This window comes from Allolucifera butyrica (assembly GCF_900476375.1).
Taxonomy (GTDB): Bacteria; Bacillota; Negativicutes; order Sporomusales; family UPPP01; genus Lucifera; species Lucifera butyrica.
The window spans coordinates 1-13,572 of sequence record NZ_UPPP01000077.1 but is presented as its reverse complement, the minus strand read 5'-3'; the positions used below and the strand labels follow the sequence as shown (position 1 = coordinate 13,572).

Annotated in this window: 11 protein-coding genes and 1 riboswitch; of the genes, 10 read left to right on the top strand and 1 reads right to left on the bottom strand. The window is 47.9% G+C overall.

Annotation, left to right across the window (positions count from 1 at the left end; genetic code table 11):
* Window positions 1-64 precede the first annotated feature (64 nt).
* Window positions 65-1,363: a uroporphyrinogen decarboxylase/cobalamine-independent methonine synthase family protein gene (locus LUCIF_RS14155; RefSeq protein ID WP_122628537.1), complete on the top strand. Its 1,299-nt coding sequence runs from the start codon at window positions 65-67 to the stop codon at window positions 1,361-1,363.
* 48 nt (window positions 1,364-1,411) lie between these two features.
* The gene (locus LUCIF_RS14150; protein ID WP_122628536.1) at window positions 1,412-2,335 is read left to right on the top strand and encodes a PocR ligand-binding domain-containing protein; all 924 of its coding nucleotides are present in this window, start codon (window positions 1,412-1,414) and stop codon (window positions 2,333-2,335) included.
* Window positions 2,336-2,424: 89 nt separating this feature from the next.
* Here LUCIF_RS14150 and LUCIF_RS14145 read toward each other — a convergent pair whose 3' ends face one another.
* Complete coding sequence (locus LUCIF_RS14145; protein WP_122628535.1) at window positions 2,425-3,072, bottom strand: cobalamin B12-binding domain-containing protein; 648 nt, start codon at window positions 3,070-3,072, stop codon at window positions 2,425-2,427.
* Window positions 3,073-3,343: 271 nt separating this feature from the next.
* Between LUCIF_RS14145 and LUCIF_RS14135 the strand changes: the two genes are divergently transcribed.
* From LUCIF_RS14135 to LUCIF_RS14100, 8 genes are all read left to right on the top strand, one after another.
* Window positions 3,344-5,062 carry a methyl-accepting chemotaxis protein gene (locus LUCIF_RS14135; RefSeq protein WP_122628533.1) on the top strand — a complete coding sequence of 573 codons (1,719 nt, stop codon included), beginning with the start codon at window positions 3,344-3,346 and terminating at the stop codon, window positions 5,060-5,062.
* A 90-nt stretch (window positions 5,063-5,152) separates the two neighbouring features.
* Window positions 5,153-5,238: riboswitch (cyclic di-GMP riboswitch) on the top strand.
* 188 nt (window positions 5,239-5,426) lie between these two features.
* A complete protein-coding gene (locus tag LUCIF_RS14130) occupies window positions 5,427-5,780 on the top strand; it encodes a response regulator (RefSeq protein ID WP_122628532.1) in 354 nt (117 codons plus the stop codon).
* 70 nt (window positions 5,781-5,850) lie between these two features.
* The gene (locus tag LUCIF_RS14125) at window positions 5,851-7,917 is read left to right on the top strand and encodes a chemotaxis protein CheA (protein ID WP_122628531.1); all 2,067 of its coding nucleotides are present in this window, start codon (window positions 5,851-5,853) and stop codon (window positions 7,915-7,917) included.
* An 89-nt stretch (window positions 7,918-8,006) separates the two neighbouring features.
* Window positions 8,007-9,851, top strand: coding sequence for a methyl-accepting chemotaxis protein (locus tag LUCIF_RS14120; RefSeq protein WP_122628530.1), 1,845 nt, complete (start codon window positions 8,007-8,009; stop codon window positions 9,849-9,851).
* Between the two features lie 41 nt (window positions 9,852-9,892).
* The gene (locus LUCIF_RS14115; RefSeq protein ID WP_122628529.1) at window positions 9,893-10,390 is read left to right on the top strand and encodes a chemotaxis protein CheW; all 498 of its coding nucleotides are present in this window, start codon (window positions 9,893-9,895) and stop codon (window positions 10,388-10,390) included.
* Window positions 10,391-10,419: 29 nt separating this feature from the next.
* Window positions 10,420-12,147: a methyl-accepting chemotaxis protein gene (locus LUCIF_RS14110; RefSeq protein WP_122628528.1), complete on the top strand. Its 1,728-nt coding sequence runs from the start codon at window positions 10,420-10,422 to the stop codon at window positions 12,145-12,147.
* A 62-nt stretch (window positions 12,148-12,209) separates the two neighbouring features.
* The gene (locus LUCIF_RS14105) at window positions 12,210-13,028 is read left to right on the top strand and encodes a CheR family methyltransferase (protein WP_122628527.1); all 819 of its coding nucleotides are present in this window, start codon (window positions 12,210-12,212) and stop codon (window positions 13,026-13,028) included.
* The coding region (locus LUCIF_RS14100; RefSeq protein WP_122628580.1) for a response regulator at window positions 13,025-13,572 on the top strand (548 nt) is incomplete at its 3' end. The genes LUCIF_RS14105 and LUCIF_RS14100, both read left to right, overlap by 4 nt.

Genomic DNA, 13,572 nt, shown 5'->3' with positions numbered 1-13,572 from the left:
TGGTTTAATTTTTTTTGCGCTTTACGTGCCCGGGCACGTAAATAGAATATGGGAGGTAAGACGTATGTTTGAACAATTGAATTTTCGAGTTAATTTCAACGGCGCGGACTACTCAGACCTTTATTTTTCTAATGAGGACAAAACCATTCTTAAGGAACTGGGCAAAAAGGTGGCAGAAATCGCAGCCAGGCTGGTCATGGAGGAACGGAAGCAGCTGTGGATCCGGCATAATAAACTGGAACGGACCCGGCCTGTTTTATTGTGCGACCCGGAAAACGGCTGGAATGAACTGATACCGGAAAGCCAAATACAATGTAAAAACAGCATTGCCAGACACTGGGAAGACCATTTGCGAAAACAGATCTATTGGGGCAATGAAATGAATGACGATTATGTCGTTGAACCGTATTTCAATTTACCTTATGTGTACAAAGAGAAACCGTGGGGGGTGGCCGGTTCCGCCAAAGTGCAAACGGAGAAGAAGACGGCGGAGCAGGGAAAAGCGTATCATATCGAAACGGTTTTGGAAGACTTCAGCCAAATAAAGGATATTACCAAAGCCGAACTGCATATAAACCGGGAAGCGACGCAAAGCCTGCTGGCGACGGCTCATGAAATTTTTGACGGAATACTAACGGTCAGACTGAATACAGTCTGGTTCTGGTCGTTCGGCCTTACGGATGATCTGGTATTTTTACGGGGCATGGAAAAACTCATGTATGATTTCTATGATGCGCCGGAGAGCCTGCATGCGGTCATGAAATTATTATTTGACGGCACAATGGAAAAGCTGGATTTTTTGGAAAGCAATGATTTGTTGTGTCTTAATAATGACGGTACCTTTGTCGGTTCCGGAGGAATGGGATTCATTGATACACTGCCGGCGGCGGACTTTAACGGCAGGGTAAGGACCCAAGATATGTGGGGACTGGCCGAAAGTCAGGTAACGGTTGGAATTTCACCGGATATGTTTGCCGAATTTATTTTTCCTTATCAGCAAAAGATCATGGAACGGTTTGGCCTCACGTGCTATGGGTGCTGTGAACCCATGGACAACCGGTTTGACATTGTAAAAACGGTGCCGAATTTACGGCGGATATCCGTATCTCCCTGGGCCAATAAAGAGCTTATGGCCGCGAAGCTGAAACGGGATTATATTTATTCGCTGAAACCTTCTCCCTCTCATTTGGCGGTGCCGAAAATGGACGAAGCGGTTGTTAGAAAAGAACTGAGGGAAGCATTGAAAATAACCAGAGACAACTGTCTGGAACTGATCATGAAAGACAACCACACTCTTGGCAATAACCCGGGAAATCTCAAAAATTGGGTGAAGATTGCCCGGGAAGAAATTGCATCGTTATAAGGGTTATAGATGGGCCGGGAAAGTATGCGATAGGAATGAGGTAGCAGGATGGGTGAGGTATCCTATCTGTTCGACCGGAATTCTGTTGATAAGGATGTAATTGCCGAAAGCGTAAAAGCGTACTATGTTTCTACCGGGATCACGGTAGCGGCAATTGACAGGCATGGTAACCTGGTGTATTCTTGTGGAAAATGCCCGGAATTTTGTGAATTTTTTCAGAAATGTACTCAAGTCGTACATACTTGCCATCAGGAGCATTTAAAGGGCAGTAAAATAGCTAAACGGTTGGGGGACGATTATGTTTTCACCTGTTCGGCCGGGTTAGTTCACTTTACATCACCGATTGTGGCCGGTAAAGCCTTCTGTGGGGCTCTGATTGCCGGCCCTATCCTGATGACGGAGCCCGATGATTTTGCAGTAGACGGAATTTTAGCCAAAAATAAAATTCCCGTGGTAAACAAGGCGGAACTGTGGAACCATTTAAACGCGGTGCCTGTCATTCCACCGGCCAGAGTAAGGTATTTAAGCAAACTTCTATTTATAACCGCTTGCAGTTTGATGCCGGAAGAAAAATTTGCGCTCCGCGAGTCTAGAGAGCGGGTAAAACAGCAGGCGGAAAATATATATATTCCGGATTCGAAAAACAGTGAACTGATTAAACTCGCCTTAAATTATATTAATGATAATTATAACCAGCGAATAACCCTTGATTCTGTCGCCAGTTTTGTCCATCTAAACGCGTCCTATTTTTGCGGTTTATTAAAGAAAGAGATCGGCATCGGCTTTTCCGATTATTTAAATAAGGTCAGGATTGAGAAAAGCAAGCAACTTTTGCTGGATATCAAACATTCCATTTCCGAAGTTGCTTTTCTGGTTGGTTTTGAAAACCAAAGCTATTATTCAAAAGTATTTAAAAAGGTTACTGGCAATACACCAAGGGAGTTTAGAGAATGTCACTTATGTAAAGGCTAATGCCTAACCAAAAACGGATAGGCGTGTTTTAGATAATAAATGCTAACGGGATATTCGCTCTTAAACGAGGCGAATATCCCGCTATTTTTTTAACCGGCTAAGGACTGGGTACATACCTTGACGGCGGCGTCGGCAGCCGTTGCCGCATCCGGCGCATAAATATCGGCTCCTATTTTTTTAGCGAAGGTGTCGGTAACAGGCGCTCCGCCAATCAGAAAAGTTACTTTATGCCGCATACTTGCTTTGACTGCGGCATTAATAACATTTTGAATTTCACCCATGGTTGTAGTTAATAAGGCGGAACAACCGATGATCTGGGCATTTTCCTTAATGGCTGTATCGATAAATTTTTCGGCAGGTACATCGACACCGAGATCGATTACTTCCAGGCCCTTTCCTTCCATCATCATTCGTACCAGGTTTTTGCCAATGTCATGCAGGTCGCCGGCGACGGTTCCCAATACGACTTTGCCGGTAGCGGTAACCCCGCTTGCTGCAAGCAAGGGTTTAAGCAGTTCCGAGCCGGCGTTCATTGCTCTGGCAGCGATCAGCACATCCGGTACATAAACCTCATCTTTCTTGAATTTTTCGCCGATGATACCCATTCCGTGGAGCAGGCCTTCTTTTAAAATCATTTCTGCTGTTATTCCTTCATCAATCGCTTTTTGAACCAGTTCTTTTACGACTTTTGCCTTGCCATTTTGAAGATTCTGTGAAATTTCCTTTAAAATACTCATTGCCGATTCCTCCATTTTATAAGTCTGCAGTAACATTACTTGCTTTAATTTTAGCGTGAATTTTTTTTGTTGTATTGAAAATATTTCAGTTTTTTGGTACTTTTTATTATTTATATCCCACTTTTCGCAGTCCTATTATTCGACAAAAAATAAAAAAAATACCAAAAAAGACAAAACGTTGCTATATTTTTCAGAAAATTTCCTCTATGATCATGATGAAAAAATAGAGATGAATCCCGTTTTGATTTAACCGATAATAAGGAGGGACGAAATGAGAAAAGTAAGTTTAGCTGCGTTGACAATCGGGCAAAAGATTTATCTCATCCTAACGCTGGTTTCCTTCGTGGCGATCGTGGTTGGAACGGTTGGATTAATTGGCATCGGCAAGTCGAATGAATCCCTGCATATTGTCTATAAGGAGCGGGTAGTCCCTTTAAAGCAACTAAAAATGGTTTCCGATATGTATAGTATCAATATCGTGAATACCTGCCAGAAAGTAAAAAACGGATATCTTTCCTGGGCGGAAGGAATAAAAAACATTAAGGAAGCAAGGAAAGTCATTAAGCTGCAATGGGATAACTACAAGAGCATCCATTTAAGTCCACAGGAGAAAGCCATTGTTATTGAAGCCGAGCCTTGGCTGAAAAGAGCCGATTTATCGGCGGCCAAAGTTCTGGAATTAATGCAGGCGCGGGATAGGAAAGAGCTGGAGAATTATACTATTACCGAATTATATCCTACGGTTGACCCAATTGCCGGCAAAATAGAAAAGTTGGTGGATTTGCAGCTTGAAGGCGCTAAACAGGAATATGATACAGCCCAAAAAAACTATTTTCTATTTCGCAATCTTTTTATGGTTCTCTTGGGGGGCGGAATCAGTCTGGCTCTGTTTATCGCATTTTTTATTATTGGAACAATTACCACCCCGCTGCAAAGGATGCTGGATAATGCCCAGGCGGTAGCCGCCGGTAATTTAGCCATTCAGAGCATTCATGTGAAATCCCAGGATGAAGTGAGCCGGCTCGGAGCCGCGTTTAACAGCATGACCGGCAATCTGCGTCAACTGGTAACAGAGGTAGCTCTGTCGGCAGGACGGGTAGCCGCGTCTTCCGAACAATTGACAGCGAATGCCGAACAGTCGGCGCAAGCAGCCGGCCAGGTGGCCGGAAGCATCTCCGGGGTTGCTGCCGGGACAGAGAAACAACTGAATTCGGTAGATACGGCCATGACAGTGGTTGAACAGATGTCGGTCCAAATTCAGACAATTGCCGCCAATGCAGCCGTTGTCTCCGATGCGTCCGCCCAAACGGCCAAAGCAGCGAAGGATGGCGGCAAAATCGTTGATATGGTCAGCGGCAAAATGTCGGAGATTGAAGCAACGGTTAATCAATCAACGGCAATTGTAACGGAACTGAAAGAATATTCACGGGATATCGGTCGGATTGTTGAGACAATTACAGGAATTGCCGGTCAGACCAATTTATTGGCTCTTAATGCCGCTATTGAGGCGGCCCGGGCCGGGAAAGAAGGACGGGGGTTTGCCGTGGTGGCGGAAGAGGTGCGCCTATTGGCGGAACAATCGCAACTTGCGGCCAAACAAATTGTTGCTCTCATCGCTACGATTCAGGGAAATATTGATAAAGCGGTTGCGGCTATGGCGGAAGGAACCTGTAAAGTAAAGAGCGGGACCGAAACAGTTACTATTGCCGGGCAAGCTTTTACCGAGGTCGTCCGGCATATTGAGCAAGTATCGGACCAAGTGAAGGATATTGCCGCTTCCATTCAGCAAATAGCAGGGGGCAGCCGGCAAATTGTCGGATCGGTACAAGAAATTGACCAGATTAGCCGGGCAACGGCGGCGGAAACGCAGGCAGTGTCGGCGGCAACGGAAGAACAGGCGGCGGCTATGGAAGAAATTGCTTCTGCCAGTGACGCTTTGGCAAAAATGGCGCAAAAATTGCAGCAGGCTGTTAACCGTTTTAGCGTATAGATACCAGCTATTTACAGGACCTGGGACCTAAGATCCAGGACAAAAGTCTTGACAAAATAACGAGGATATTGTAAGTTTATATCAAGAAGTGTATTATTTTGGCAAACTTACCGAAAGGTGAGGACGCAAAGCTATGGGTCTAAGGATGAAGAGTCTATGACTGCCAGGTTGCATTTACTTGATGAAAAACCAGGCGAAAGCCTGGTTTTTTTTTATCGAGACTGCTTAATTTAAGAAGTAAAAATTGTAAATTTCTTAGAAGTTTGTCGAAAAAGTGTAGGAATTTAGTATTTTGTATCGAATTATGGAAACGTGAATAGTAAACTCTAGTTTGCAGACGAAAAGGGAGGGTACGAATACGAATATGAAGGTACTGATTGTTGATGATGCCGCCTTTATCCGGGTAACACTTAAAATGATGCTGGAGAAGAATGGTTATGAGGTAATTGGCGATGCGGCCAATGGTTCAGAGGCAATTTTAAAATATAATCAACATAAACCAGACTTGGTTACCATGGATATTACTATGCCGGTTATGGACGGGATCAGCGCGTTAAAGGCGATAAAAAAGATGAATCCCGCCGCGAAAGTAGTAATGATATCGGCTATGGGACAGGAAAATCACGTGCGGGAAGCCGTGATGGCCGGCGCCAACGGGTTTATTGTAAAGCCGTTTGTGGAAGACCAGGTTATTCGCGGCCTCAGCAAATTGCAGTAATACGGCAGGGCCGTTAAAAAACACAATTGCATTCCGGTATTTGCAGTACATAGGTGAAGGTGGTTTTAAATTGAACGACCAATATAGCAAAGCCCCAATGCTGGACCTCTTTGTGTTTGAAACCAATCAGCTGCTGGAACAACTTGAGCATATTATTTTGGATAGTGAAAAATCCGGCGGCTTGGAATCATTTATCGACGAAGTCTTTCGTATCATGCATACCATAAAAGGGTCGGCAGCGATGATGCTGTTCGATGATATCTCATCCCTTGCCCATTCGGCGGAGGACGTTTTCTTTTATCTGCGCGAGGTTAAGCCGGCGGAGGTCAATTATTCCGAACTGGCCGACCTGATTTTGAATGTTGTTGATTATATCAAAGGTGAAGTGGCACAAGTAGAAAATGGGGGAAGCCCCGTAACGGATTGCTCGGAGTTGAATGAATTAATCCGAGCTTTTTTGTCTGCTTTAAAGGCGTCTGGTCCCGGGACGGATGACCGTGCCGGCAGTGCTGCCAAGAGCCCGGCGGAATGCCAATACTATATTGGCCCGCGGCGAAGCCCCGGGGGGGATGGTAAAAGCGTATATGAAGCCCTGGTCTATTTTGACGAGGACTGCGGCATGGAAAATATAAGAGCCTTTACCCTGGCGCATGAACTCAGCCAAATTGCCGCCGATATCGACTATTCACCGGCCGATATTCTGGAAAATGACAGCACGGCGGAGAGCATCCGGCGAGAAGGTTTTAAAATAGTGTTTGCCAGCGAAAATACGCTGGAAACAATCCAGGCGTTTTTTGATAAAGCCATGTTTCTGAAAGAAGTCAGAATCAATCCGGTTAACAGGGCTGAGCCCGTTAAGCCGAAGGATAAGAAAACGATTAGCCTGGATGGTCCGGTTCCTAACGCAGCACCGCCCTGCGGACCAGCGGCGGATACTAGGCCGCCGGCGGCGGAACAAAAGGGGGAGCAGCGGGGAGAGAAACGGAGTTTCATCAGTGTCGATGTAGCTAAAATGGACATGCTCATGGATTTAGTCGGGGAACTGGTCATTGCCGAGGCTATGGTAACCCAGAATCCGGAACTCCAGGGGCTGCCTCTGGACAAATTTTTCAAATCGGCCCGGCAGCTAACCAAAATCACCGGTGAATTGCAGGATATTGTCATGTCAATCCGGATGGTTCCGTTGGCGGCGACATTTCACAAGATGAACCGTATCGTAAGGGATATGGTCCGGAAGCTTAACAAACAGGCGGAACTTGAGATTATCGGCGATGAGACCGAAGTAGACAAGAATATTATTGAGCATATTTCCGACCCGCTCATGCATTTAATTCGCAATGCGGTGGACCACGGAATTGAATCGCCGGAGGAGAGAGCGGCCAAAGGAAAGCCGGCCGCCGGTAAAATCCGGTTGGAAGCCAAAAACGCCGGTGGGGATGTATGGATCCTTGTTCAGGATGACGGCGGCGGGCTTAACCGGGAAAAAATCCTGAAAAAGGCATTGGAACGGGGCTTGATTACACGGGAAGATAGTTCGTTAACGGATAAACAGGTGTATTCCTTCATTTTACAGCCCGGGTTTTCCACCAAAGATACGGTAACAGAGTTTTCCGGGCGAGGCGTCGGCATGGATGTCGTGGCGAAGAACATTGAAAAGGTTGGCGGAACCATCAGTGTTGACAGTGTAGAAGGAAGCGGCACAACGATGTCTGTTAGGATTCCGCTTACACTGGCGATTGTGGAGGGAATGACTGTAAAAGTCGGCCAGGCTGTTTATACAATCCCAATTGTAGCCATTAAGGAGTCGTTCCGGCTGAAAGAGCAAAACTTGATAAAAGACACCGACGGCAACGAAATGATTATGATACGCGGCCAATGTTACCCGGTTTTACGCCTGAGTGAACGGTTCCGGTCACAGGGAGCGGTAACCGATTTATACGAAGGCATTATGATCATGGTTGAGACGGACGGAAAAAGCCTCTGCCTGTTTGCCGACGCCTTACTGGGGCAGCAGCAAGTGGTGGTGAAAGCCCTGCCGCGTTATATTAAAAAGACTAAAGATATAGCCGGCTGCACTTTGCTCGGCGACGGCAGCGTGAGTTTAATTCTGGATGTCGCCGGGTTAGTTCGTACATAGTGTTTGAATGAAAGTTGAGCGAATTTCATCGTTGTCTGAAGCATTATCTGATTGGCGGGAAACCGGAGCAATTATAAGGAGGAATTGGAATGACCTGGTTTTATAATTGGAAAATAGCCAAAAAGTTGCTTACCGGCTTTGTTTTGGTTGCTGCCATTGCCGGGATTGTGGGTGCTTTCGGAATTTATAACCTTTATACGCTTACCAACGAAGACAAGCAATTATATGAACTCAGTACCGTTCCCCTGGGTGACGTGATGGATATGCTGGAAAGCTATTATATTACGCGGGTTCAGGTTAGAAACATGATGCTGTCGAAAGACCCGGCGGAACGGGAGAATTTAGCCGCTCAGTCCAGACAGGAAGTACAGAAGTTTAAAAAATCAATCGAAAAATACGCAACTACGGTGCATACCGACGCGGGAAGGCAGAATTTGGCCGCTTTGCAGGCCGGCATTGCCGCCTATGAACCGTTAATGGAAAAGGCAATCGGTCAGGTTCAAAGCGGTCAAATGGCAGCAGCGGCGCAACTGTCCCAAACCGAAGGCATACGGGTGGGGAAAATGGTCGAGGACGCACTGCGGGCGGCGAAAGACCTGAAAATAAAAGAAGCGGAAGCTAAAGCGGCGAGCAATCAAGTGGCGGCTCACCAGGCAATGATTGTCGTGAACGGTATTGTCGTATTGGCAGTGCTGGTAGCTATACTTCTGGGATTCTTCCTGTCCCGTATTATCAGTAATCCGATCAACCGGCTGGTGGCAGCGGCGGAACGCCTTGCCGTAGGCGATGTGAACGTAAATATAGAAGCCTCGACTTCCGACGAGGTCGGCATTTTAATGCGATCGTTTGGGAAAATGGTGGATAGTATACGGGAGCAAGCCCTGGCGGTGGAAAAAATAGCTGCCGGTGATTTGACGGTTCAAGTTAAGGTAAGATCGGAAAATGACCTGTTAGGTAAGAAACTAAGTGAAATGATTGAGACCAATAACCAAATTCTGGGCAGTGTCAGTTACGCCGCCGAGCAGGTGGCCGCCGGCTCCCAGCAGATTGCCGCCTCCGGCCAGGCCCTGTCGCAGGGTTCTACCGAACAGGCCAGTTCCATTGAGGAAATTACGGCGTCCATGACCCAGGTTGCCGCCCAGACCAAGCAAAATGCCGTGAATGCCAACCAGGCCAATGAATTGGCTGCTATGGCCAGGGAACAAGCCACGGAAGGTAACATCCAGATGCAGGGAATGGTTAAGGCCATGGCGGAAATCAACGAATCCTCCACCAATATTTCCCGGATCATTAAAGTGATTGATGAGATTGCTTTCCAGACCAACATACTGGCGCTGAATGCGGCGGTGGAAGCGGCCCGGGCGGGACAGCACGGCAAAGGGTTTGCCGTAGTGGCGGAAGAGGTAAGAAACCTGGCCGCCCGCAGCGCCAACGCCGCCAAGGAAACCACGGCGATGATCGAGGGTTCGATCAAGAAGGTGGATGCCGGGACTAAAATCGCCAATCAAACAGCGGAGGCGCTGAACGGCATCGTAGACGGCGTGGCAAAAGCCGCCGCCCTGGTCGGTGAAATTGCCGCCGCTTCCAACGAACAGGCCACGGCCATTTCGCAGGTCAATCAGGCCATTACCCAGGTATCGCAAGTAGTGCAGACCAATTCGGCAACGGCGGAGGAAAGTGCCGCTGCCAGCGAGGAACTGTCGGGTCAGGCCGAAATTATGAAAGAAAATGTGCGGCGGTTTAAACTGAAAAAAATCAGCCGGGGGGTAAAAAACGGGGGAGAAACAGCTTTGAGTCCGGAGGTTTTGCAAGCGATTGAGTCCATGCTGGAAAAAAGGAAGCAGACCGAACCGGCCGGTGACGGACGATGCCAGCCGGCCCTGACGGCGAAAGCGAAAATAGTGCTTGACGATAACGAGTTCGGTAAATATTAGCCGGAGAGAAAATCTTACATTGCATGAAAGGAGCCGGGGTTATGTCCGAAAGCATGGAAAATGATTGGGAACTTGAGGAAGATACACAAAAAGGCAAATTTCTTACCTTTCCTTTGGGTTCGGAGGTCTATGGCATTGAAATCAAATATGTTACCGAGATTATCGGTCTGCAGTCCATTACGGAAGTTCCTGATCTTCCTACGTACGTAAAGGGAATTATCAATCTCCGGGGAAAAATTATTCCGGTGATTGATGTAAGATTGCGCTTTAAAAAGCCCTTCCGGGAATACAACGACCGGACCTGTGTAATTGTTATAGACATAAGAGAACTTGCCGTAGGATTGATTGTTGACACCGTGTCGGAGGTTTTATCCATCGCCGAACAGGATATCGTTCTGCCGCCGCAAGTGAACGATCATTATCACCAGCGGTACATCAAAGGGATTGGCAAGGTGGGCAGCGAGGTAAAACTGATCCTGGATTGTGACCGGCTGTTAACGGATGACGAAGTGGCAGGTCTGGAAGAACTCGAGCGATAAAGACACGGTTAAAAAGGGAGGGGCTTTGTGTGACTTGGTTTGAAAATCTGAAAATAGCCAACAAATTGATTATCAGCTTTCTGATGATAGCCATTATCGGCGCCGTTGTCGGTACGGTGGGGGTATTTAATCTCTACAATTTAACGGCGGAAGACGGAAGATTGTATGACTACTATACGGTTCCGCTGCCCCAAATCAGTTCCGTCGCGGAATCCTATTATAAAATCCGGGTAAATGCCCAGGAAATGATGCTGGATAAAGATGTGAACAACCGGGCCGCCTATATCGCCAAGACGGATGCGGAATTAAAAAGCATGAAGGATCAAATTGCCATATTTACCAATACTTTGGTAAGCGACGCCGGGCGCCAGGAAACGAGAGAATTGGGCAAAGCGGTCGACGGCCTGGAGTCTTATCTTAAAAAGTTTTACAGCCTGATTGAGGCGGGGCAGAATGATCAGGCTTATCAATTGATGCGCACGGAAGGGGTGGAACGGGAAGCTGCCATCCAGAAATCCATTGATAATTTGATCGGCATGAAAATTAACCTGGCTCAAGGTCAGGCGAACCGCAACAAAGCGGATGCCCACCGGGCAATTTACATCATGATTGCTTTTGTCATAATGGGGGCGATGGCTGCCTTGGCATTAGGCGTTTTTATTGCCCGGAGAATGTCGCAGCCGGTCAGGGAATTAGTCACAGTCGCCGACAAAGTGGCAGGCGGGGATCTGAATGTGGCCATTCAGGTAAGATCCCGGGACGAAATTGGCCTGCTGTCCCAATCCTTTTCTTCCATGGCCGAAAATATCAACCGGGCCATGTGCAGCATTGACGAAGCGGCCGAGCAAGTGGCCGCCGGAGCGCAGCAGATTGCCGCTTCCGGCCAGGCCCTGTCGCAGGGTTCTACCGAACAGGCCAGTTCCATTGAAGAAATTACGGCGTCCATGACTCAGGTTGCCGCCCAGACCAAGCAGAATGCTGTCAGCGCCAATCAGGCCAACGAACTGGCCGCTATGGCCAAGGAACAGGCCATGGAAGGCAACATCCAGATGCAGGGAATGGTTAAAGCCATGGCGGAAATCAACGAATCGTCAACCAATATTTCCCGGATTATTAAAGTGATTGATGAAATTGCTTTCCAGACCAACATACTGGCGCTGAATGCAGCAGTGGAAGCAGCCCGGGCCGGACAGCACGGCAAAGGCTTTGCCGTGGTGGCGGAAGAGGTAAGAAACCTGGCCGCCCGCAGCGCCAACGCCGCCAAGGAAACCACGGCGATGATCGAGGGTTCCATTAAAAAGGTAGACGCCGGGACCCAAATTGCCAATCAAACAGCGGAGGCGCTGAACGGCATTGTGGACGGAGTGGCAAAAGCCGCCGCCCTGGTCGGTGATATCGCCGCGGCTTCCAATGAACAGGCCACGGCCATTTCGCAGGTTAATCAGGCTATCGCCCAAGTATCGCAAGTGGTGCAAACCAATTCGGCGACAGCGGAAGAAAGCGCTGCCGCCAGCGAGGAATTGTCGGGCCAGGCTGAAATCATGAAAGAAAATGTGCGGAAATTTAAATTGAAGCCAATTGGCCGGGGTCTGAAGGGCGGTGCGGGAACGACCGTAAGTCCGGAAGTTTTACAGGCAATTGAGTCGATGCTGGAAAAGAAGAAACAGACCGAACCGGCAGGCAGCGGACCGCATCAACCGTCCCTGACGCCGAAAGCAAGGATATTGCTTGATGATAACGAGTTTGGCAAGTACTAGCAGTTTCAGAGAAAGAGAGTTCTTGCCGGCTCTCTTTCTCTGATTTTAAGGACGGGAAAAACATGGAAGCCATAACCGAACGCGAATTTACTGAACTTGTCTGTTATATTAAACAAAATTACGGCATCAATTTAACGCAAAAGAAGACGCTCATACTGGGCCGTTTGCACAATTATATTATTCAGAATGGTTTTGACAGCTTCTCCGAGTATTTCCAGCATGTGGTCAGTGACCACACGGGAAAAGCCGGCACGATTCTGATTAACAAGCTGACTACCAATCATACTTATTTTTGGCGGGAGCCCAAACATTTTGAATTTTTGGCGAAAGTAGCACTGCCGTGTCTCATCCGGAATGCCGGGGACAGAGATCTCAGAATATGGAGCGCCGGCTGTTCCACCGGGGAAGAGCCCTATACCCTGGCGATGGTGATTGATTCTTATTTGGGGAGTGAAAAAGCGCAGTGGGATACTAAAATTTTAGCTACCGATATTTCCACTGCCGCTTTGGAGCGGGCCGAAAAAGCCGTTTATTCCACCAGCCAGTTGGAAATGCTGTCCAGCCAGTGGCGGGGCCAATATTGCCGGAGAGTCGATGCGGAGAACAGTATTCTTACGGACCCAATCCGGCGTGAAGTCATTTTCCGGCGTTTTAATTTAATGAATGAAGTTTTTCCCTTTAAGAAAAAATTTCATCTGATCTTTTGCCGCAACGTGATGATTTACTTCGATGCCGAAACCAGAAGGGAACTGGTGAACCGGTTTTATGACCATACGGAGCCCGGCGGTTATTTATTTATCGGACATTCCGAATCGATCAACCGCTATGAAAGCAAATATAAATTTGTAGCACCGGCTGTTTATAGAAAGGAATCGCAATGATGACAACTGTTAAAAGGAGGATTCGGGTTCTGATTGTGGACGATTCGCTGGTTTTCCGGGAGACTTTGGCGAGAGAGATTGTCCGGGATCCCTCCATCGAAGTGGTGGCTACGGCATCGGATCCCTATGTGGCCAGGGATAAAATATTGGAGTTCGAACCGGATGTTATGACGCTGGACGTTGAGATGCCCCGTATGAGCGGTATTGAGTTTTTAAGAAGGCTTATGCCGCAGTACCCAATACCGGTTGTGGTAGTCAGTGCGGTCAGTGAGAGTGTTTTGGACGCTTTGGACGCCGGGGCGGTGGACTTTGTCGCCAAGCCGGATTTTAGGGGCGGACGCAGGGTCGAAGCCCTGGTCAATGAGTTGATTGTTAAAATAAAGATTGCATCGACCGCCAAAGTAGCCAGGCATAGAGCGAATGATCCGGTTTTAGGAGCGACCGGGGGACCGGGTACAGTTAAGCGAAATTGTCTTATCGCCATCGGTGCGTCTACCGGCGGGACTGAGGCGATAGATACCTTGCTCAAGGCATTTCCCGCCGA

Coding starts and splice junctions, on each gene's coding strand:
- LUCIF_RS14115 (WP_122628529.1), top strand. CDS start 9,893: ATGTCCGAAAGCATGGAAAATGATTGGGAACTTGAGGAAGATACACAA.
- LUCIF_RS14120 (WP_122628530.1), top strand. CDS start 8,007: ATGACCTGGTTTTATAATTGGAAAATAGCCAAAAAGTTGCTTACCGGC.
- LUCIF_RS14145 (WP_122628535.1), bottom strand. CDS start 3,072: ATGAGTATTTTAAAGGAAATTTCACAGAATCTTCAAAATGGCAAGGCA.
- LUCIF_RS14105 (WP_122628527.1), top strand. CDS start 12,210: ATGGAAGCCATAACCGAACGCGAATTTACTGAACTTGTCTGTTATATT.
- LUCIF_RS14130 (WP_122628532.1), top strand. CDS start 5,427: ATGAAGGTACTGATTGTTGATGATGCCGCCTTTATCCGGGTAACACTT.
- LUCIF_RS14155 (WP_122628537.1), top strand. CDS start 65: ATGTTTGAACAATTGAATTTTCGAGTTAATTTCAACGGCGCGGACTAC.
- LUCIF_RS14150 (WP_122628536.1), top strand. CDS start 1,412: ATGGGTGAGGTATCCTATCTGTTCGACCGGAATTCTGTTGATAAGGAT.
- LUCIF_RS14135 (WP_122628533.1), top strand. CDS start 3,344: ATGAGAAAAGTAAGTTTAGCTGCGTTGACAATCGGGCAAAAGATTTAT.